The organism is uncultured Bacteroides sp. (assembly GCF_902472605.1).
In the GTDB taxonomy this organism is placed as follows: domain Bacteria; phylum Bacteroidota; class Bacteroidia; order Bacteroidales; family Bacteroidaceae; genus Phocaeicola.
Genome location: NZ_CABROP010000020.1, coordinates 1 through 21,198, shown reverse-complemented (window position 1 = coordinate 21,198; position 21,198 = coordinate 1). Strand labels below are relative to the sequence as shown.

At 47.5% G+C, this 21,198-nt stretch carries 18 protein-coding genes and 1 pseudogene; 13 read left to right on the top strand and 6 right to left on the bottom strand.

Annotated elements, in window-relative coordinates; all coding sequences use genetic code 11:
- Positions 1-2 precede the first annotated feature (2 nt).
- The gene (locus RDP42_RS06280; RefSeq protein ID WP_308762999.1) at positions 3-785 is read right to left on the bottom strand and encodes an MBL fold metallo-hydrolase; all 783 of its coding nucleotides are present in this window, start codon (positions 783-785) and stop codon (positions 3-5) included.
- Between the two features lie 131 nt (positions 786-916).
- Here RDP42_RS06280 and RDP42_RS06275 point away from each other — a divergent pair, with 131 nt between their 5' ends.
- The gene (locus tag RDP42_RS06275; RefSeq protein ID WP_308762998.1) at positions 917-1,822 is read left to right on the top strand and encodes a helix-turn-helix domain-containing protein; all 906 of its coding nucleotides are present in this window, start codon (positions 917-919) and stop codon (positions 1,820-1,822) included.
- A gap of 17 nt (positions 1,823-1,839) precedes the next feature.
- On the opposite strand, the gene RDP42_RS06270 is transcribed toward RDP42_RS06275, so the two are convergent.
- Together RDP42_RS06270 and RDP42_RS06265 are read right to left on the bottom strand one after the other, a co-directional pair.
- Positions 1,840-2,601, bottom strand: coding sequence for a 4Fe-4S binding protein (locus RDP42_RS06270; RefSeq protein WP_308762997.1), 762 nt, complete (start codon positions 2,599-2,601; stop codon positions 1,840-1,842).
- A gap of 37 nt (positions 2,602-2,638) precedes the next feature.
- Positions 2,639-3,577, bottom strand: coding sequence for an NADP-dependent oxidoreductase (locus RDP42_RS06265; protein WP_308762996.1), 939 nt, complete (start codon positions 3,575-3,577; stop codon positions 2,639-2,641).
- 419 nt (positions 3,578-3,996) lie between these two features.
- Here RDP42_RS06265 and RDP42_RS06260 point away from each other — a divergent pair, with 419 nt between their 5' ends.
- Positions 3,997-5,850 carry a TonB-dependent receptor gene (locus RDP42_RS06260; protein WP_308762995.1) on the top strand — a complete coding sequence of 618 codons (1,854 nt, stop codon included), beginning with the start codon at positions 3,997-3,999 and terminating at the stop codon, positions 5,848-5,850.
- An 81-nt stretch (positions 5,851-5,931) separates the two neighbouring features.
- On the top strand, positions 5,932-6,948 hold the full coding sequence (locus tag RDP42_RS06255) for a M20/M25/M40 family metallo-hydrolase (protein ID WP_308762994.1): 1,017 nt from the start codon (positions 5,932-5,934) through the stop codon (positions 6,946-6,948).
- Between the two features lie 7 nt (positions 6,949-6,955).
- Here the strand turns inward: RDP42_RS06255 and hcp are convergent, their stop codons facing one another.
- Positions 6,956-8,605 carry a hydroxylamine reductase gene (hcp, locus tag RDP42_RS06250; protein ID WP_308762993.1) on the bottom strand — a complete coding sequence of 550 codons (1,650 nt, stop codon included), beginning with the start codon at positions 8,603-8,605 and terminating at the stop codon, positions 6,956-6,958.
- A gap of 114 nt (positions 8,606-8,719) precedes the next feature.
- Here hcp and RDP42_RS06245 point away from each other — a divergent pair, with 114 nt between their 5' ends.
- The gene (locus tag RDP42_RS06245) at positions 8,720-9,343 is read left to right on the top strand and encodes a Crp/Fnr family transcriptional regulator (RefSeq protein WP_308762992.1); all 624 of its coding nucleotides are present in this window, start codon (positions 8,720-8,722) and stop codon (positions 9,341-9,343) included.
- Between the two features lie 3 nt (positions 9,344-9,346).
- Here RDP42_RS06245 and RDP42_RS06240 read toward each other — a convergent pair whose 3' ends face one another.
- Positions 9,347-10,108 (bottom strand): ATP-binding protein, encoded by a 762-nt coding sequence (locus RDP42_RS06240; RefSeq protein WP_308762991.1) that lies wholly within the window; start codon positions 10,106-10,108, stop codon positions 9,347-9,349.
- A 222-nt stretch (positions 10,109-10,330) separates the two neighbouring features.
- Between RDP42_RS06240 and RDP42_RS06235 the strand changes: the two genes are divergently transcribed.
- The 9 genes and pseudogenes from RDP42_RS06235 to RDP42_RS06195 all read left to right on the top strand — a co-directional run bounded on the left by RDP42_RS06235 (position 10,331) and on the right by RDP42_RS06195 (position 20,244).
- Positions 10,331-11,749, top strand: a complete 1,419-nt coding sequence (locus RDP42_RS06235; protein ID WP_308762990.1) for a CDC27 family protein — start codon at positions 10,331-10,333, stop codon at positions 11,747-11,749.
- An 18-nt stretch (positions 11,750-11,767) separates the two neighbouring features.
- Entirely contained in the window at positions 11,768-12,232 is a 465-nt protein-coding gene (locus tag RDP42_RS06230; RefSeq protein ID WP_204434503.1) for an NfeD family protein, read from the top strand.
- 48 nt (positions 12,233-12,280) lie between these two features.
- Positions 12,281-13,282, top strand: coding sequence for a flotillin-like protein FloA (gene floA / locus RDP42_RS06225; RefSeq protein ID WP_308762989.1), 1,002 nt, complete (start codon positions 12,281-12,283; stop codon positions 13,280-13,282).
- Between the two features lie 36 nt (positions 13,283-13,318).
- Positions 13,319-14,197 (top strand): nucleoside phosphorylase, encoded by an 879-nt coding sequence (locus tag RDP42_RS06220; protein ID WP_308762988.1) that lies wholly within the window; start codon positions 13,319-13,321, stop codon positions 14,195-14,197.
- Between the two features lie 72 nt (positions 14,198-14,269).
- Positions 14,270-14,761 carry a GAF domain-containing protein gene (locus RDP42_RS06215; RefSeq protein ID WP_308762987.1) on the top strand — a complete coding sequence of 164 codons (492 nt, stop codon included), beginning with the start codon at positions 14,270-14,272 and terminating at the stop codon, positions 14,759-14,761.
- 71 nt (positions 14,762-14,832) lie between these two features.
- Positions 14,833-16,284 (top strand): tRNA uridine-5-carboxymethylaminomethyl(34) synthesis GTPase MnmE, encoded by a 1,452-nt coding sequence (gene mnmE, locus RDP42_RS06210; protein WP_308762986.1) that lies wholly within the window; start codon positions 14,833-14,835, stop codon positions 16,282-16,284.
- 70 nt (positions 16,285-16,354) lie between these two features.
- Positions 16,355-16,696, top strand: coding sequence for a nucleotide pyrophosphohydrolase (locus RDP42_RS06205; RefSeq protein WP_308762985.1), 342 nt, complete (start codon positions 16,355-16,357; stop codon positions 16,694-16,696).
- Positions 16,693-19,062 carry a DNA/RNA helicase domain-containing protein gene (locus RDP42_RS06200; protein ID WP_308762984.1) on the top strand — a complete coding sequence of 790 codons (2,370 nt, stop codon included), beginning with the start codon at positions 16,693-16,695 and terminating at the stop codon, positions 19,060-19,062. Before RDP42_RS06205 ends, RDP42_RS06200 begins: the two co-directional genes overlap by 4 nt.
- Positions 19,049-20,244, top strand: a pseudogene (locus tag RDP42_RS06195) (IS256 family transposase). The gene RDP42_RS06200 and the pseudogene RDP42_RS06195 overlap by 14 nt, the downstream one beginning before the upstream one ends.
- 193 nt (positions 20,245-20,437) lie before the next feature.
- Here the strand turns inward: RDP42_RS06195 and RDP42_RS06190 are convergent.
- Entirely contained in the window at positions 20,438-21,082 is a 645-nt protein-coding gene (locus RDP42_RS06190; RefSeq protein WP_308762983.1) for a hypothetical protein, read from the bottom strand.
- Positions 21,083-21,198: the final 116 nt, after the last annotated feature.

Below are 21,198 nucleotides of genomic sequence, written 5' to 3'. Positions count from 1 at the left end.
GCTTATAATGCTATACATTCTCCATCTTCGGGAATAATCAAACGATTCATATCTATGTGATTATGCTGGGCTTCGTTACGCAGGATAGCGCGTGTAGTCTGGCAATGGTCAATGGCATCCATGTGTACAGCAATCAGTCTTACATTCTTTGGCACTTCATCCAGTATTTGCATTACTTCATGCTCATCGGGCAAAATCGGTCCGAAATCTTTGGAAAATTCCGGAAACACGGCTCCCCCGCAGTTGACAACTATATAATCCGGATGATAGCGATCGATGTTCTCGTGAATGGTATTCTCCCACCTACAGTCTCCCATCACATAAATGGTAGGCAGATCTTTCGACTTCAGGACAAAGCCAGATACAGGTCCCATCATTTCTGCAAGTTTGCCAAAACCGTGATGCCCGTTTGTCCTGAAAATACTCAGTCCTCCTAGCTGTTTTATCTCTTCTATGGCTTCTACATTCATAAATCCGTCGTGTACGATTGTTTCTTTATCTGCCGGTTGGGTGAAAAATGGGATGGTATAAGGCAAATAATGTCTCACACTCGGCTCGTAATGATCAATATGGTTATGAGTCAACAAAACCATGTCCACATCTTTTACAAGGTCGGCTGCCGACATGTTCAGATGTACTCTTGGATTCTTATTCACTCCAAGTGCCGACCTTAACGTTTCTTTTTCAGCCAACACCGGATCGACCAATATACACTTGCCTGCGTAATAAATCTTCAATGTCGCATTGCGCACCAATTGAATAACTGCTGTCTTGTTCTTATCCATAGCCTTCTGTTTTTTGTTCATCGCAAAGGTCGGTATATTTTGTTTCACTCTTCATGCCCCATAAGAAGGGAAACAGGCCATTTTGATAATTACATTTACTATCTTTGCGTGTAAAACAATTTAGGAAAACCATGAAAAAGAAAAATCTCAATCCGGAAAGACTTGTCAACGTTCCGTTCAACAAAACGCAATGCGGCGTGGATTTCTATATCAATACCGGACATAGTAGTGAGATTTGTGGAGTACTGACTGAGAATCCGACCTTCAAGACGGATTTCTTCGAATTTTTCTTTTTCCGGAAAGCCAACGGTTTTCTGGTGCTGAACAATAAACGGATAGCACTACATGATGACATGGCGCTGCTTCTCTCTCCGCACCAGCAACAGGAATGGCACGTAGAGGAAGACGCCTTGGAGTATACTTTTCTTATCTTTCGGGAGGATTTCATGCGCACTTTCATTGCTGACAAGTTTTTTGCCTACCGTTTGCTGTATTGTTACCAGACGGATACTCCTCCTTACCTGTCACCCGTTTCCCAACCATTGTTTAGAGAATGTATGCAGTTACTTAAGAAAATCAAGCAGGAACTGCAACATCCCACTGCCGACAGCTACAACCTGATTGTAGCTGTATTGTATTACCTATTATTGGTTATCAACCGTGAATATGCTTCCACCTACCATCTTCCCATGGATGTTCCTAAAAACAACTATGCCTATCAGTTCAAGGAACTGCTTGAACAGCACATACGGAAGGTGCAGCGAGTGACAGAATATGCCGACATGCTCCATATCAGCCGGATTACCCTGAACCATGCCGTAATGGCTCAGTTCGGAGTATCTGCCAACCATTTGTTGAAGCAGCGACTAGTAGAGGCCTTGAAAAATGATCTGTTATTTTGCAACCGTACCATCAGCCAGCTGGCCGATGATTTCCACTTTTCTGACCCCAGCCATCTGATGCGTTTTTTCAAGCAGCAGACTGGCAAGACTTGTTCGCAATACCAGTCGGATTATCAGAACGGCATCTACGAATAATCTTAATTCGCTCACTTTTATAGGTAAAGTTCGTTCACTTTCCGCTGGGAACAGTCTTTCTTGAGTATCGCATTGACCAAACACAACATCAGGCCATTCACTTTGCGGGCAGAATGAGGACAGACTGCTACACAACGCATGCAGGAGATACAGGCTTTCTTGTCCACTTTCCGGGAATCCGCCGGATTGATAGCTCCTACGGGACATTTCCGGGCACACACTCCGCAATTTATACAAGCTTTTGTGGGTTTTGGTACAATCCCCGTCGCTCCGGCCTTCCGATAAGGACGGTGACCGGGAATCTTCGGTTCGCAAGTATCTCCGGAAGCGATTTTTTGCGCTATCTGACTGGCAAATGCCGCAAGCTGTGTCCGGTCTTCTTCGTCCGGCCGTCCGGCGGCAGGGGGGGGGGGATGGGGGTTTGCGGCTACGGCCGCTATGGCTGCCATCACTTTAAATCCGGCTTGATGGACGATGTCCTGCAATTCGACCAAGGTATCCTCGTAGGCACGGTTTCCATACACGCAAATGAGAATGGCGCTGGCACTGTGGCCTTGCAAACGGGCGATACGTGCGGCGGCAGTCTCGGGTACTCGTCCGCTATAAGAAGGCACGGCAATCAAGGCCACATCTTCCTTCGTCAATGAAATGCTGTCAAAGTTCCCTTTGGCATCGGTCAGATCTATCTTGATAGCACTTTGGGGCAAGCCTTTCGTGACTGCATCTGCCACTTTCTGTGTACCTCCTGTAGGACTGAAACAAATCTCGTAATATTTCATTTTTCTTCTATTTTAAATGGAATGATTTCCGGTTACACTACAAACGAATCACGACCTTTCCGTCGGTATGCCCCTGCGACAGGAAGCGGATGGCTTCACCCGTCTGCTCAAGATGGAACACCTGCGGAGAGATTCTGGGGCGAATATGTCTTTCTTCCACCATACGGGTCACTTTTTCCAACTGTTCTCCATCGGCACGCACGAACATGAACCGGTATTCTTTTCCTTGCTTTCGGGCTTTGCGGTCGTAAGGAGCGCCTACGGCAGCAAACAGCCATTTCTTGAAGAAAGAGAAACCGTTCCGTTCGGCATATTGCTTGTTGGGAGCTGCCCGCAGACTCAACAAACGTCCTCCTTTTTTCAGTACCGACAGTTCGTGGGCAAATTCCTTGGCCCCGATGCCATCAATCACATGATCCACCTCCGGCAGCACTTCCCAATAATTCTCTTTCTGGTAATCGATGTAACGGTCGGCTCCTATACTCAGTAAGTGTGCCTTCGCCCGTTCGTTGCCCGTCACAATCACCCGCAATCCCAAGGCTTTGGCAATGGGCACGGCCATCTCGCCAAAACTTCCGGAACCTCCTGTAATCAAAACCGTTTGTCCGGGTTGCGCCTCCAGTTCTTCCGTGAAAGCCTGATAAGCCGTCAGCCCTGTCAGCGGAATGGCGGAAGCCGTCAGAAAGTCATAATCTTCCGGCATGAAGGCCAAGGCGTGCTGGTCTATGGCCACATATTCGGCAAAGGCCCCGATTCTGGCCAAGGGTAGACAGGCATACACTTTGTCGCCGGCTTTAAAGCGGGTCACATCGGCACCTGTCCGTTCCACGACGCCGGCACATTCGTTGCCTAAGGTCAACGGCATGGGATAGTCTTGAATCACCCGAATACTTCCAGTCAGAATAAGTTGGTCCAACGGATTGACCGCGGCTGCCTGAACTTTTACCAATACGTCCGACGGACCTATCTCCGGCATCGGAAGTGAATTGAGGTGAATTTGAATTGCTTTTGAATATCTTTTAATTTGAGCTGCTTTCATTTGAGGTGTCATATTCTTTATTTTATACAAATATCAAGAAAATTCTTCATTTTAGGTGCAAAAGTATGGAGAATAAGAAAATAGAAAGAGGTAAAAAAGTCTTAGGAAATAGTTACTTTTTCGCAATTCTTCTCCAATGAGGGCTTTTCTAACGACCTACAAAAGTATCTCTTTCTAGGATGAAGGGAAGATTATCTGTCATTCAGGTAAGGCAAAACGGAAGAATATTTACTAATTTTGTCCCACTTTAGTCATGTAATGTATCATTAGGAACACAAACAAACTTGTAATTTACGAATCGAATGAAAAATGTATATCTTTCTATTATAGGAATCAGTTTGGCCTGTCAAGCGAGTATGGCTCAAACGTCATCGCATGATACGCTATCGCTTACAAACCAGATACACCAGATAGACGAGGTGGTGGTGACTGGCGCCCGCCACGAGACGGATGTGCGCCATCTGTCGCAGACCGTATCAGTGGTGGGGCGTGCCCAGATTGAACACTCCCTGCAACCGTCCTTGTTGCCGGTGCTGACTGAACAGGTTCCCGGACTTTTCGTTACCTCGCGCGGGGTGATGGGTTATGGCGTGTCCAACGGGGCGGCGGGAAGCATCTCCCTGCGTGGACTGAGCGGAGGAACGGCCCGGCTGATGGTATTGATTGACGGTCACCCGCAATATGCCGGTATTTTCGGTCATCCGATAGCCGATGCCTACCAGTCGTTCCTGGCCGAACGGGTGGAAGTGTTGCGGGGTCCAGCCTCGGTGTTGTACGGCTCGAACGCCATGGGCGGCGTAATCAACATCGTGACGCGGAAGATGCAGGAAGACGGGGTGAACACCCATCTGCATGCGGGCTACGGTTCGTATAATACCTTGGAAACGGAACTGACCAACCGTGTCCGCAAGGGACGGTTTTCGAGCGTGGTATCCGGTTCCTACAACCGTACCGACGGACATCGGGCCGACATGGGGTTTGAACAGTATGGGGGCTATGCCAAGTTAGGATACGAGATGACCGACCATTGGAACGTGCGAGGCGACGTGAACGTGACGCATTTCAATGCTTCCTATCCGGGGCCGGTCAGTGCACCGTTGCTCGACGGAGACCAGCGAATTACGCGAGGCATGACTTCGTTTGCGTTGGAGAATCATTATGAAAAGACTTCCGGGGGATTGAGTTTCTTCTACAACTGGGGAGACCATTGGATTAATGACGGATATACACCTTCTGCCGGTGAAAGTCCTCAGGATGCCCGTTTCAATTCTCATGATTACATGATGGGGATATCTCTCTATCAAAGTACGCAGTTCTTCACGGGAAACCGTATCACACTAGGATTCGACTGGTTCCGCTACGGAGGCCGTGCTTGGAATGAATACGTGAGCGGAGAAAAGGTGGGCACTACGTCCGATCTGGTAGACAAACAAGAAGACGAACTGGCTGGCTACATCGACTTCCGACAGGATTTTTGCTCTTGGCTGACCTTCAATGCGGGATTGCGGGTGGACCATCATTCACGGGTGGGTACGGAATGGGTACCGCAGGCCGGACTGGCTTTCCATTTGCCACAGGCTATGGAACTGAAGGCCTCGGCTTCTAAAGGCTTCCGCTACCCTATCCTGCGGGAAATGTACATGTTCCCGCCGCAGAATCCTGATTTGCAACCGGAATCGATGTGGAACTATGAACTGGCCTTCTCACAGCGATTGATGGAGGGGCAGCTGTACTATGGAGTGAATTTGTTTTACATCAATGCCAAGAACCTGATACAGACACTGCCCAATCCGCACGGAAGTGGGATGCTGAACCAGAACACCGGAAAGATAGAAAATACAGGTGTTGAATTGCAGGCAGCTTACCGCATCAACCGCGCTTGGTCAGTAGACGGAAACTACAGTTACCTGCACATGGCGCATCCAGTCATTGCTGCTCCGGAACACAAACTTTACGTTGGGGCCAATTTCTCTCAAGGCCGTTGGAACGTGTCGACGGGGCTGCAATACATCGCCGGACTCTATACCCAGACAGACCCCGTAGCGACAGAAAACTTCGTGTTGTGGAACGTGCGGGCTTCCTTCCGGACGACTCGTTGGCTGGACATTTGGGCACGTGGCGAGAACCTGCTGGCCCAGCGATACGAAATCAATGCCGGTTATCCTATGCCTCGGGCTACGGTAATGGCCGGAGTGAATCTCAATTTCTAGAAAATCAAGTTCTTGTTACGTGAAGAAACAGGAAGAATAAGTTTGGGAAATTTGTAAGTTCTCCCTATTTTTGCTCTCATTATGAAAAAGACTATAACCTCTCTGTTACTGGCATGGACCATCGGTTCATGCGGTACCTCTCTCCTGCAGGCACAGACTGCCGTGGAAAAAGGCCTGCAAAGTATCAATCGTCCTTCTGCCGAAGCCATTGTGGGCTTTCTGGCAGACGATGCCCTGCAAGGACGTGAAGCCGGTATGAACGGATCGCGTGTGGCTGCCCGCTACTTGGTTTCCTGCCTTCAGGAAGCCGGGATTTCTCCCCTTTATGGTGATTCTTATTATCAGCCTTTCGAGGCCTGCGCCAAGGAAAGGCAGCAGAAAGGCCGCTGGCAAGTACATCCCGATTCTATTGCTCAATTGAAACAGCTGACGCATCGTTCCCTTCGGATGGCCAATGTGCTGGGAATGATTCCCGGAGAACGGACAGACGAATATGTAGTGGTCGGGGCCCATTTCGATCATTTGGGCATTGACGAAACACTGGCAGATGATAAGATTTACAACGGAGCCGACGACAACGCATCGGGAGTGTCGGCCGTACTACAGATTGCCCGTGCTTTTCAGGCCAGTGGCAAGAAACCGCTGCGCAACGTAATCATCGCCTTTTGGGATGGAGAAGAGAAAGGCTTGCTCGGCTCCCAGTATTTCATGCAGCATTGTGATTTCGTGAAGGAGATTAAAGGTTATCTGAATTTTGACATGATTGGGCGGAACCATTTCCCGGAACAACCCGAACATGTGGTGTATTTCTATACGGAAGCGCATCCGGCCTTTGGACAGTGGCTGAAAGACGATATCGTTCGTTACAAGCTGAAACTGAAGCCTGACTACCGTCCTTGGGACCGTCCGGTGGGAGGAAGCGACAATGCGTCATTTGCCGTACACGACATTCCCGTCATCTGGTATCACACGGATGGGCATCCGGATTACCACCAGCCTTCCGACCATGCAAACAAGCTGAACTGGGAGAAGGTGGTGGAAATCACGAAAGCTTCTTTTCTTAATGCCTGGAATCTGGCCAACGAGAAATCCTATTAAGCCGTCATCAGATGCCGAACAGTTGCATGTCCGCTTCGGGGGTGGTAATGCCTCCGATGCCGAACTGTTCGACCAATACCTTGGCTACGTTCGGTGAGAGGAAGGCCGGCAAAGTGGGGCCCAGGTGAATGTGTTTCACGCCCAGGCTCAGCAGGGCCAGCAGGACGATGACCGCTTTCTGTTCATACCATGCAATGTTGTACACGATGGGCAGTTCGTTGATGTCGTTCAACTGGAAGACTTCCTTCAGTTTCAGGGCAATCACGGCCAATGAGTAGCTGTCGTTGCATTGTCCGGCATCGAGTACCCGAGGGATTCCCTGAATGTCGCCCAACGGCAGTTTGTTGTAGCGATACTTGGCGCAACCTGCCGTGAGAATAACCGTATCTTTCGGAAGGGCCTGTGCAAAGTCGGCATAGTAATCGCGGCTCTTCATGCGTCCGTCGCATCCGGCCATGACTACAAACTTGCGGATGGCTCCGCTCTTCACTGCTTCCACCACCTTATCGGCCAGCTGCATCACCTGATTATGGGCGAATCCACCGACAATCTCTCCCTGTTCCAATTCCACCGGTGGCTGACACTGTTTGGCCAGTGCGATGACCTCTGAGAAATCCTTGTGGCCTTCAGCATCCGTAGCGATGTGCTTGCAGCCAGGATGGCCTGTCGAGTTGGCCGTAAACATTCGTTCCTTGTACGTTGCGTTCTCCAGTGGCGGCACGATACAGTTGGTGGTGAACACAATCGGACCGTTGAAGGACGCAAACTCTTCGCGCTGCTTCCACCAGGCGTTTCCGTAGTTGCCCACAAAATGCTTGTATTGCTTGAATGCCGGATAATAGTGTCCCGGAAGCATCTCACTATGCGTGTACACATCCACTCCCGTACCTTCGGTCTGACGCAGCAAATCTTCCAAATCGTGCAAGTCGTGTCCGCTGATCAAGATACCCGGATTCTTGCCTACTCCGATGTTCACCTTTGTCAGTTCCGGATGACCATAGCGGGTAGTGTTCGCCTGATCCAGCAACGCCATTACCTGCACCCCGTGCTGTCCGGCTTCGAGTACCAGCGCCACCAGCTCATCGGCTCCCATGGCTTTTACGGTGATGCGAGCCAGCGCGGATTGCATGAACGCATGGATGGCTTCATCGGCAAAGCCCAGTCGCATGGCATGTTCGTGGTAAGCGGCCATCCCTTTCAGTCCGTACATCAGCAGTTCCTTCAACGAACGAAGGTCTTCGTTCAGCTCTCTCAGTACCCCTACAGAGGCTGATTTAGCCAGATAGTCTGCTTCTCCGCCGTTCCAGGTCAGTTCGTCCACCTCCGGCAAGACGATACCCGCATCGGCAGCACGCGCCTTCAAGCGGTCGCGCAGTTCCAAGCCTTTGCGTACGCGGGCCAGGATGCTTTCGTCATCAAAATTGGCATTGGTAATCGTAGAGAAAAGTGCGTCGGTGACAAAGCCATTCGTGTCGGCTGCCACCTCAAGGCCTTTCGTACGCAAGGCATCGGCGGCTACGGATACTCCACGCACCACAAACAGCAGTAAATCCATGTAACGTGCGGTGGTATCTTTCTTTCCGCACACACCTTTCAACACACATCCTGTGCCCTTAGCAGCTTCCTGGCACTGGTAGCAAAACATGTTTCCTTCCATATTCTTTCTTGGGTTATTGTTGATTTTTCATTAAGTTTGCACAAAGATGAGGAATCCCCCGCGGGATTTCTGTCACCTATGTGACACGGAACCCAAAGAAAAGTTAAAAGAAAGATGCATACCGAAGTTTTGACACAAATGAGCCTCTTTGAAGGATGCGAGAAAGAAGCCCTTCACCAACTGCTGCGTGAGGCGCCGAACAGTTTGCGCATATATAAGGAAGGAGAATACATCGCCCGTCAGGGAGACGCATGCCGTTCCCTATTTATTTTGATGAAAGGGAATGTGAAGACGCAAATGGAAAATGCCGAAGGCAAACAGCTCACCATCGACTGGATCAAGGCGCCCGACATTCTGGCTCCGGCATTTATCTATGCTTCGGAGAACCGCTTTCCGGTGAATGTGGAAGCCACGGAACTCTGTGAGGTGCTTGTCATGGACCGTGCCCGCTTCGAGGCGTTCATGCATGCCCAGCCAGCCGTGATGCGGAACTTCATCGCCATCATTTCCGACCGGAGCCTGTTTCTGAGCCGCAAGCTGAATGAGTTTGCCTTACAGAGCCTGAAATCACGCTTACTGAACTACCTTCAAATGCATGGAGGTATCCACAACCAGCAGGAAGTGGCCTTCATCTTGGGAGTAGCCCGTCCGTCACTGGCTCGCGCTTTGTCGGAACTGATTGCCGAAGGAAAAATCACCATGACGGGCAAGCAGGTGGTACTGAATGTCCCTGAATGAGATTTAACCGAGCGAATTCTCTTCACTCTCTATCGGAAGGAGGTCGCGCTGGATGTTGTTCATGCTCCCCCACAAGCTGTAACGTGCTTCCGGATTCATGGCTTCCAACCGGGCCAGCACTTCTTTCATGTCCGAACGATGAGAGTCTTTTTCATACGGACAATTCTTCACCTGCTTGCGAAAACCTCGGAGAGCAGCCATTTCCTTCAAGTCAGCTTCATGTACGAGGCACATGGGACGGATAATCGTCATGTCGAACTTGCGCATCACGAGTCGCGGCGGCATAGTACTGAAAGCCCCTTGGAAGGTCATGTTCATGAGCAAAGTCTCTAAAATGTCGTCCATGTGATGTCCCAATGCAATTTTGTTGCATCCCTGCTCCTTGGCCACGGTGAAGAGCGCTTTCCGCCGGTTCCACGAACACAGGAAACAAGGCGATTTCCGGTTGTCGGTCGACGGGTCGAACTCTGTTTCATAGCACACGTACGGTACCTCTAAGTTCTCGGCATATTCGCGCAGATAGGTCTGGTCGGATTCGTAGGCAATGTTCTTCATCACCACATGAGCCGCCACTACCGAAAATCTCGGTTTGTAGATGCGCGAGCGCAAAGCCAGCAACTCCAGCAAAGCCAGTGAATCTTTTCCACCCGAAAGGCCCACTAAGATTCGGTCGCCTTCCTCTATCAGGTTGTATTTCATTATTCCTTTCATGAACCGCTGGTTGATGCGGCGCATCAGGCGGTCTTCTTCCGTCATTTTTCCCATACGTATACTACTAAAACGGCGGCGAAATTACGAAAAAACGTCCGAATAACGGAAAAGGGGTACGCTTTTTTATGAAGCGCATCCGGCCGAAGAATAAACAAGATTGGGCAATTTATTGCCATTCAGACACCAAAGTTTTTTGTAAAAAGAAAAATAGAGAACAGAAAATGGTATAATTCCCAGAATATTCCTACATTTGAGAAACTTTTAGACACAGAAACGATGAAAAAAAGATACATACTTCCCCTTTTGGCTCTCTGTGGTATAGGAGGCGCTTCCGCACAGACCTTGAGCCAAGCACAGAAATGGTTTAACGACAAGCAGTTTGACAAGGCGAAACCGGTTTTCCAACGGTTGGTGAAACAATCTCCGTCAAACGCCAACTATAACTTCTGGTACGGTGCTTGCTGCTATGAAACGGGTGCCTTGCAGGAATCTGTACCCTATCTGGAGAAAAGTGCCGAACGCAAGGTCATCAATGGTTTCCTCTATCTGAGTAAAGCCTATTTCGACTTGTATCGCTTTGATGAAGCCATTGAGAATTTGGAAGACCACATCTATTGGATGGAACGCAAGAACCGCGACACCTCCGAACTGGACACACTGATGAACCGCTACCGCATGGGAGCCCGTATGCTGCGAGGCGTGGAGAACGTGGCTGTCATTGACAGTTTTGTAGTCGACAAGAAGGATTTCCTTCAGGCATATAAAATCAACGAGGAATCTGGGAAAGTAGGTCTTACCGGTGAAAGCGACTGCACGGAGTTCATCAATGGGATGAAGGACAAGAAAATCCTCTCCCACCGTGTACCGGGCACCAATGAGAAGGCGCTTTATTCCAGTGTTACGTTGGGAGGAGACTGGAGTGTACCTGAAAAAGTCAAAGGGTTGGACGATGCGGGATCCGAGCTGAATTATCCTTACATTAATCCTGATGGAGTAACGCTTTATTTCGCTGCCAAAGGGGCAGAAAGTTTGGGAGGATATGATATCTTCATCACTCGTTACGATTCGGACGAAGGAAGTTATCTGAAACCCGACAATATCGGTTTCCCATTCAATTCTCCATTCAATGACTATATGTATGCCATCGACGATTTTAATGACTTGGGATGGTTTGCTTCCGACCGTTATCAGCCAGAAGGAAAGGTCTGTGTATATGTATTTTCTCCCAATAGTTCCAAGCAAGTGTACGATTATGACACGACCGACCCAGGATTACTGACCAATGCAGCGATGCTGAACGGCATCCGGAACACTTGGGGCGATGCCGATAAAGTCCGGATTGCCAAACAACAACTGGCACAGGTGATGTACGGAGGAGATGAGAAAGAAAAGAAAGGCGATTTCCGTTTTGTAGTGGATGATAATGCCGTTTATCATACTTTGTCGGATTTCCATTCAGAGGATGCGCGGAAAAAATTCCAACAGCTACAGCAAAAGGAAAAAGACCTGCAAACCATGAACGAGTCGTTGGTAAAAATCCGTGACAATTATGCTTCTGGTAACCAATCCCTGAAGGAAAAACTGGCTCCCGGTATTCTGGATCGTGAAAAACGGGTGAGAGAATTGTACGAGGAGATTGAAAAGCTTACCCTCGACATCCGTAATACGGAAATCAAGAAACTGAAGAACCTCTAATAAAAATATACACATACCATGGAAACACTGATTATCATCGCACTCATCATCGGAGGCCTGATACTCTTTGCCATCGAAGTTTTCCTGATTCCCGGCATCAGCGTGGCGGGAGTCGGAGCTGCGGTGTGCATCCTTTATGCCATCTATTCCGCCTTTACCTCGCTCGGCTCACAGGCCGGATTCCTCACCATCGGAGTCTCTCTGCTGGGCATCATCGGCGTGACATGGTGGTTCATGCGTTCCAAGACCGTCGACCGCCTGTCGCTAAAGAAAACGCTTGACTACCGTCCCTCTCCTTTTGAGGGAATGAACCTGAAACCTGGCGACAAAGGCATGAGTGTCACCCGACTGACCTTAATTGGCAATGCCGACTTCAACGGACACATCATCGAAGTGCAGTCGGCCGACGGATTCATCGATGAGAAAACGCCGGTAGAGATTGTCCGCATCAACGAGACCACGGTATACGTGAAACATGCATAAACCTCACGTTCACCCTTCTTCCTGTATTCACTTTTAAATCTAACGTATATGATTAATCCCACTTATCTCCCCTTTATTCTGGCCGGAGGTGTCATCATTTTCCTGGTCATTTTTTTCCACTACGTGCCTTTCTTTCTCTGGCTCTCGGCTAAAGTGTCGGGCGTCAAAATTTCACTTATCCAGCTGTTCTTGATGCGCATCCGTAATGTGCCGCCCTATGTCATTGTACCTGCTATGATTGAGGCCCACAAAGCCGGATTGAGCAACATTACCCGTGATGATCTGGAAGCTCACTATATGGCTGGGGGACATGTGGAAAAGGTGGTACACGCCTTGGTATCGGCCTCAAAAGCCAACATTGAACTCTCTTTCAAGATGGCCACCAGCATCGACTTGGCCGGACGCGACGTATTCGAAGCCGTACAGATGTCGGTCAACCCGAAAGTGATTGATACCCCTCCCGTCACCGCCGTAGCCAAGGATGGTATCCAGCTCATCGCCAAGGCCCGTGTGACCGTACGCGCCAATATCCGCCAATTGGTGGGTGGAGCCGGTGAAGACACCGTACTGGCCCGTGTAGGCGAAGGCATCGTTTCTTCCATAGGTTCTTCCGAAAATCATAAGTCGGTACTCGAGAACCCCGACTCCATCTCCAAGCTCGTGCTGCGCAAGGGACTGGATGCCGGTACTGCTTTCGAAATCCTTTCCATTGATATTGCCGACATCGATATTGGCCGTAATATCGGTGCTTCCCTGCAGATTGACCAGGCCAATGCCGACAAGAATATTGCCCAGGCTAAGGCTGAGGAACGTCGTGCCATGGCCGTAGCCCTGGAACAGGAAATGAAAGCCAAGGCCGAAGAAGCCCGTGCCAACGTGATTCAGGCAGAAGCGGAAGTGCCCAAAGCCATGGCCGAAGCCTTCCGTACAGGTAACTTGGGCATCATGGACTACTACCGGATGAAGAACATCCAAGCCGATACCGATATGCGGAGCAGCATTGCCCGACCGGATTCTCATCCTGCCGGACACGAACCCATCGGTAAATAAGCAAACATAAACTTTACTTGACTAAAAATGTAACGTATGAAAAAGTATTTTCCCCCTTCAGAACTGATTATCAACGAAGACGGTTCTGTATTTCATCTCCACGTGAAACCGGAACACCTGGCCGACAAAATCATCTTGGTGGGCGATCCCGGACGCGTGGCCCTCGTAGCTTCCCACTTCGACACCCGCGAATGTGAAGTGGAAAGCCGTGAGTTTCATACCATCACCGGTACCTACAAAGGCAAACGCATCATGGTGACCTCTACCGGTATCGGGTGCGACAACATCGATATCGTAATGAATGAAATCGATGCGCTGGCCAACATCAACTTCCAGACCCGCGAAGAAAACGATATCTACCGACAGCTGGAAATTGTGCGCATCGGTACCTGCGGCGGCCTGCAACCCTACACGCCTGTAGGCACCTTCATCTGTTCCGAAGTCTCCGTGGGATTCGACGGCCTCCTGAACTTTTACGAAGGACGCAACGCCGTGTGCGACCTGCCTATGGAACGCGCCCTGCTCAACCACCTGGGCTGGACAGGTAACCTCTGCGCTCCGGCTCCCTATGTGATTCACGCCGACAAGGAACTGGTGGGCCGCATCGCCGGCACCGACATGGTTCGTGGCGTGACCGTAGCCTGCGGTGGTTTCTTCGGTCCGCAAGGCCGTCAGCTCCGTATCCCCTTGGCCGACCCGCACCAGAATGAGAAAATCGAAAGCTTCGAGTACCAGGGACACCGCATCACCAACTTCGAAATGGAAAGCTCTGCCCTAGCCGGACTGGCCCGTCTGCAAGGCCATAAAGCCACTACTGTCTGTATGGTCATAGCTAACCGCGTGGCCAAGGAAGCCAACACCGGATACAAGAGCAAGATTGACGACCTGATTAAAGTCGTCCTCGAAAGAATCTAGTAAATTAATTATTAATCAACAGGTTCCCTTCTCCGGAAGAGGACCTGTTTTTCTGTCTAAAAAATCATCTACATGGAAGCAAGTTTCAAATCCACCCTTACCGACAAGCGTCAGCGTTACGCGCAATTCCTTGAACAATTTGCCCCCCTGATTGAAGGCGAGAAAAACGAAATCAGTGTATTGGCCAATACCAGTGCCGCCCTGAAAGAAGCCTTCGGATTCTTCTGGGTAGGCTTCTACCTTGTACACGAAGGCGAGCTTCACCTCGGCCCGTTCCAAGGCAGCGTGGCTTGCTACCGCATCAAGAAAGGCCGCGGTGTATGCGGTACTGCCTGGGCCGAAGCCCGTACCCAAGTTGTGCCCGATGTGGACCAGTTCCCCGGCCATATCGCCTGCAGTTCTCTCTCCCGCTCCGAAATCGTTGTGCCGATAACGGTCAACGGAGAAGTCCGGGGCGTGCTCGACATCGACAGCGACCAGTTGGCTACCTTCGATGAAACCGACCGCGAATACCTCGAAAAAGTGGTCGACCTGCTGGTGAGAACCCTCTACCTGCCCGCATAAATCTGTCGGCTCCCCTTCCGGATGTAACCTGAAAACCGTATCTTTGCAAGGATTTTAAAAGCAATACACACGTGAACATACTACAAACCCAAGATACCATCTGTGCCATCGCTACCGCCCAAGGCGGAGCCATCGGCACCATCCGCGTGTCGGGTCCGGAAGCCATCACCCTCACCGACCGCATTTTCAAGCCCGTTTCCGGTAAGCCGCTGGCCGAACGTGAACCCTATACCCTCACCTTCGGCCACATTCTTAGTCCTGAAGGAGAGATTATCGACGAAGTGCTGGTCAGCCTTTTCCGAGGCCCTCATTCCTACACGGGAGAAGACTCCACGGAAATCTCCTGCCACGGTTCGAGCTACATTCTCCAGCAGGTGATGCAGCTCCTTATCCGGCAAGGATGCCGTGCCGCCGGACCGGGGGAATATACCCAGCGTGCCTTCCTGAACGGCAAGATGGATTTGAGCCAGGCCGAAGCGGTGGCCGACCTCATCGCCTCTACCTCTGCCGCTACCCATCGCATGGCCATGAACCAGATGCGCGGCGGATTCAGTCGGGAACTGGCCACTCTGCGCGACAAGCTGCTCCACCTCACCTCCCTCATGGAACTGGAACTCGATTTCAGCGACCACGAGGAACTGGAGTTTGCCGACCGTTCAGAACTGGAAGACATCGCCCGTCAGATTGAGCACGTCATCCATCACCTGGTGGATACGTTCAGCGTAGGAAATGCCTTCAAGAACGGCGTCCCCGTGGCCATCGTGGGCGAAACCAATGCCGGGAAGTCTACCTTGCTGAATGCCCTCCTGAACGAAGAACGCGCCATCGTGAGCGACATCCACGGTACCACACGCGACGTTATCGAGGACACCATGAACCTGGGCGGCATCACCTTCCGCTTTATCGATACGGCGGGTATCCGTGAAACGACCGACACCATTGAAAGTCTGGGTATCGAACGGAGTTTCCAGAAGCTGGATCAGGCCGACATCGTGCTTTGGGTGATCGACGCCACTTGTGCCGAGGCACAATACCGCGAACTGGCCGGCAAGATTCTGCCCCGCTGCGAAGGCAAGCACTTGGTGATTGTGCTCAACAAGGCAGATTTGCTTTCATCGGCAGAACCTTCTACGAATAATACTGCTTCTTCGACGGATGCACAGCTTGCTCGCCTGAAAGCGGCTCTCCCCGATTTGCCGGAGGACGTATGTGTGCTTTCTCTTTCGGCCAAGCAGAAAGAGGGGCTTTCTCAGCTTCAGAAGCAGCTGGTGGACTTCGCTGCCCTGCCCGACCTCTCACAGAACGATGTGGTGGTGAGCAACATCCGTCATTACGAAGCCTTGAGTCACGCGTTAGAGGCTATTCACCGCGTACAAGACGGACTGGTCCTACATCTCTCCGGCGACTTGGTTTCACAAGACCTCCGCGAATGTCTCTTCCACTTAGCAGAGATTGTAGGCGGGGAAATTACGACCGATGAGGTGCTGGGGAATATTTTCAAGCATTTTTGCATCGGGAAATGATAATGTAGTAGAAATTAGGATATCAGATTCCTACTACTCTTTTTATTTTAGTATATAAAAAAGAAGAGCAATGTCATCACAAAATTCTGATATAAAAGAAATAATGGAACAAATTGTCCAGTTTACAAAAGAAAGAGACTGGGATCAATTCCACAACGGGAAAGATTTAGCATTGGCTTTGTCTATTGAAGCCTCAGAATTAAATGAAGCATTTTTATGGAAACAACCAGATGAGGTGAATGTAGATAAAGTTAAAGAAGAATTAGCTGATATTATGAATTATGCATTTCTGATTGCTGATAAATACAAATTAGATATCAAAGAAATCATCTTGTCGAAGTTGGCTAAAAATGCAGAAAAATATCCTGTTAGCAAATCCAAGGGCAACGCTAAGAAATATACCGAATTATGATTGTATATCACGCCAGTAAAAAGGGATTCATCAATGACGTTTTCAATGGAACTATTGCGGACGATATTGATCACGCTTTCTTGCTTCATTTAGGAAGACACACCTCCCCCAATGAAAAGCTATCATGGAAGAATTCCATGATGCATATGTATAAAGTAATCAATACACCAGATATTCCAGATACTTCAACAGTTGCCATCGAGTATCAAATACCCCTTACGTCCAAACGTATTGATTTCATTATTTCTGGAGTTGATAATAATCAGCGTTCCAATATTGTCATTATTGAGCTGAAACAATGGGAACAAGCAAAACTGTCCCAAAAATCCGGTATCATACAAACTCATTTTCAACATGGTGAAAGTGAAACGGCACATCCTTCCTATCAGGCCTGGTCGTATGCTTATATGCTTCAAAATTATAATGAGACCGTACGCGAACAAAGTATACAACTCATGCCTTGCGCCTTCTTACATAACTATCAGGAAGATCATATTATCTCTAATGAATGCTATGCTGAGTACATAGCGAAAGCACCTCTATTTTTAAAGTCAGATGCAGGAAAACTACAAGATTTTATTAAGAAATATATCAAGTACGGTTCTAAAGAGGATATTGTATATCTTATCGATAAGGGTAAACTACGGCCTTCCAAGCAACTGGCGGACGCTTTAAACTCCATGTTACATGGAAATAGAGAGTTTGTATTATTGGATGACCAAAAAGTTGTATACGAAACTGCGTTAAATTTGGCAAGAGAAGCCGCAAAAGGGCCCAAACATGTTTTTATTGTAGAGGGTGGACCTGGCACAGGGAAAAGCGTTGTCGCCGTAAATCTATTGGTTGAATTGACTAAAGAAGGTGTTGTAGCTCAATATGTATCTAAAAATGCAGCACCGCGTGATGTGTATACAGCTAAATTATCAGGGAGCTTTAAAAAAAGCTATATTAACAACTTGTTTGTAGGTAGCGGAAGTTTTATAGATACCCCACGTAATACTTTTGGGGCTCTAATTGTGGATGAAGCCCACAGGCTGAATATGAAAAGTGGTCTCTACAGTAATTTAGGCGAAAACCAGATTCTTGAAATTATACAAGCAGCTCGTTTTTCCATATTTTTTGTCGATGACCGTCAAAGAGTACATATCAAAGATATAGGTTCCAAAGCTGCCATACAAAAATTTGCAGAATCGTGCGGAGCCATTGTACACACTGCTAAATTAAGTTCTCAATTCCGATGCAATGGTTCAGACGGTTACTTAAGTTGGCTCGATAACACTTTGCAGATTAAGGAAACAGCCAATATTCGGTTGTCTGCTGAAGATTACGATTTCAAGATTTTCTCAGATCCAAACCAATTATTTGAGGCTATCAAAGAAAAAAATAAAATCAACAACAAAGCACGTGTTGTAGCTGGATACTGCTGGGATTGGAATAGTAAGAAAAATCCCAATGACTATGACATTATCCTGCCAGAATTTCATTTCAAGAAACGATGGAATCTGAATACAGATAAAAATTTATGGATTATAGGTGATAAATCTATCGAGGAAATAGGTTGCATACATACGTGCCAAGGGTTGGAACTGGATTACGTAGGAGTCATTATTGGTCCAGACATGCGTTATGAAAACGGACAGATTATTACTGATGTCACTCAACGTTCTGGTAACGACCAGTCTGTTAAAGGATTCAAGTCGCTCATTACACACAATAAAAGTAAAGCTCTGCAAGATGCCGATGAGATTATAAAAAACACATACCGTACTTTACTTACAAGAGGTATGAAAGGCTGTTATGTGTATTGTTGTGATAAAGCATTGGCTGAATATCTTGTAGCCCAATTGGAACCTCAACATGAGTCTGTTCCTGAATTGAGAATAGAGCCAGAAGTCAATGACGAAGTGAAATACATTGATTTTCTGCCTTTATATTCCATACGGGCTGCATGTGGATATTTTGGGGAAGGAGAAATAGTTGATGAAAACGGTTGGATGAAAGTTGAAGGAATGGGAAAACTTAACCGGAATATGTTTATCGTACAGGCTGTAGGACATTCTATGGAACCGCTCATTCACGATGGAGATTATTGTGTCTTTAGGGCGACCCCGGCAGGTAGTCGACAAGGGAAAATTGTACTTGCAGAACACCATAATTACTATGATCCTGACTATACCGGCAGTTATTCTATCAAAACATATACCAGTAAGAAATCATTTGATGCAGATGGGAATTGGACTCATGAAGAGATTGTTCTCCAGCCCAAAAATACCGATTACTCACCTATCATTATTGAGGAGGAAAATGCAGATGAGTTCCGAATCGTAGGTGAATTCATAGGTATTTTACAGCCTGATAAGAAATAGTGAAAACAATGAGTTCCTTAGCCAGTTCAAGACAGAAGCGGATGTGAGCAAGTTCCTGAAACAGTTGCATGCCCAGGTGTTGGAGAAGATGCTTGAAGGCGAAATGGATGCCCAGATGGGCTATGAAAAGAATTCTGTGGCAAGAAATAACACCGGCAACTCCCATAATGGCAGTTATCCGAAGAAAATCCAGACCGAACATGGAGAGTTTGTCATTCCCATCCCACGTGACCGTAACGGCCAGTTTGAGCCGATAGCAGTGCCAAAACATGAAAGCCGTGGACTTTCTATAGAAAAGCTTGTTATCTCCCTATACGCAAATGAATGAGCGTTTCTGACATAGAGGAAGAGATGCGTGAGATTTATGAAATAGAGCTCTCCACATCTGCCATTTCCATCATTACCAGCAAGATAAACCAGGCTGCTCAGGAATGGCAAAACCGTCCTCTTGATCCTGTTTACCTGATAGTCTGAATGGCATCGTCTTCAAGGTACGGGATAACGGTAAGATCATAAACAAGACTGTTTATCTTTGTGTCGGTCTGAAACAGAACGGCCTGAAGGAAGTCCTTGGCAATCGGAAAGTTCTTCTTTCTGGATGGGCGTCCTGACCGATTTAAAAGCCCGTGGAGTGCAGGATATACTGACTACCTGTACCGACTATTTGAATGGATTTACGGATACCATCCGCACGGTATTCCCTCAGTCATCCACTCAGATTTGTGTAGTACATCAGATCAGAAACTCCTGTAAATATGTCGTTTATAAGGATAAGAAAGAGTTTACGGCGGATATGAAGAATATCTACAATGCACCCAATAAGGAAGTTGCTGCCGCAGAACTTGACAACCTGGAAAAGAAATGGGGAGGAAAGTATCCTTATGCTATACTTTCATGGAGAAACAACTGGGATGATTTGACTGTTTTCTTCCAGTTTCCGCTGGAGATCAGAAAAATAATCTATACTACAAATCTCATTGAAAACCTGAACGGGAAAATCAGAAAATACACAAAATCAAAGCTTTCATTCCCTTCGGATGATGCTGTAAAAAAGACCGTTTATCTTTCACTTATGGAGATTGAGAAGAAATGGACGTAGCCAATTCACAACTGGGGCTTAATTATGAATCAATTTATATGAATCAATTTATGCTTATTTTTGAAAACAGAATCCAGATATAAGAACAAACTTACAACTGAATTCTGTTTCCATTTACACAAAATTTTGGACAGTGTCTCAAATGAATTGCTCATAATTAAAGAGTGTCTGTAAAGTTAATATTTTCTTTTTCATTTACTTGACACACTTTAGTTTACAATCTCCCCATGTATATATACATGTATTATATACTGCCATACCCAACAAATGTCATTATTATTTATCTTTGTCTTCTTTGCTAATATTTAATAGGCTATGCTTGAACTTGGCTGCTTTTATCTCTTCTAATAATTCGTCGTCAAGCAAGAATGGATTTGCAAGTCTTTCAATAAACATTCGCACATAGCCTTGTGAATTCACCATGTCAATAAATTCATATGGAATACTGTCTTCCTGATAGACGAGAAAATCTTCAAGTTCTTCGTCAGAATGTGTTCTAATGTACTGGTAATCAATTCGTGCATATTCAAAGAATAACTGTCTGAATATTCCGGTTAAATGAATATCCAAATTGTCGCTCAAATAATCTTCACTGTTATCAAGCAGTGTCTCCCACGTAAAATCTCCATGCTCTTTTGAAATATAGTCTCTTTCAAATGTTTGGGTCATAATACTCAGAATTTCATACCCAATTTCGTCAAGTTTACTTGTCCATGTTTCTTCAAGATGATCAAGATAGTTTTCTTCTTTGTTAATATCACCTGCACTCGAAGCAAGCGAAGGTAAAATGTCGAGCATATTTACTCCATGCTCAATTATCCTTTCTGCGAGTTCTTTAGAGCAGTTAAGATTAAAATCTGACATAAATCTTTCACGAGTCACTTTGTATGGATTAACGCCGGCAAGGACAATGGCATTCATGTCAAAACCTGTTTGTGCAAATTCTGGAATCAACTGGGCACAGTAAACAAAACCATGTATACCTCTTTATCCCTGATATATATTCCTCGCAATAACCCGCCTTTTAAAGACTTTGC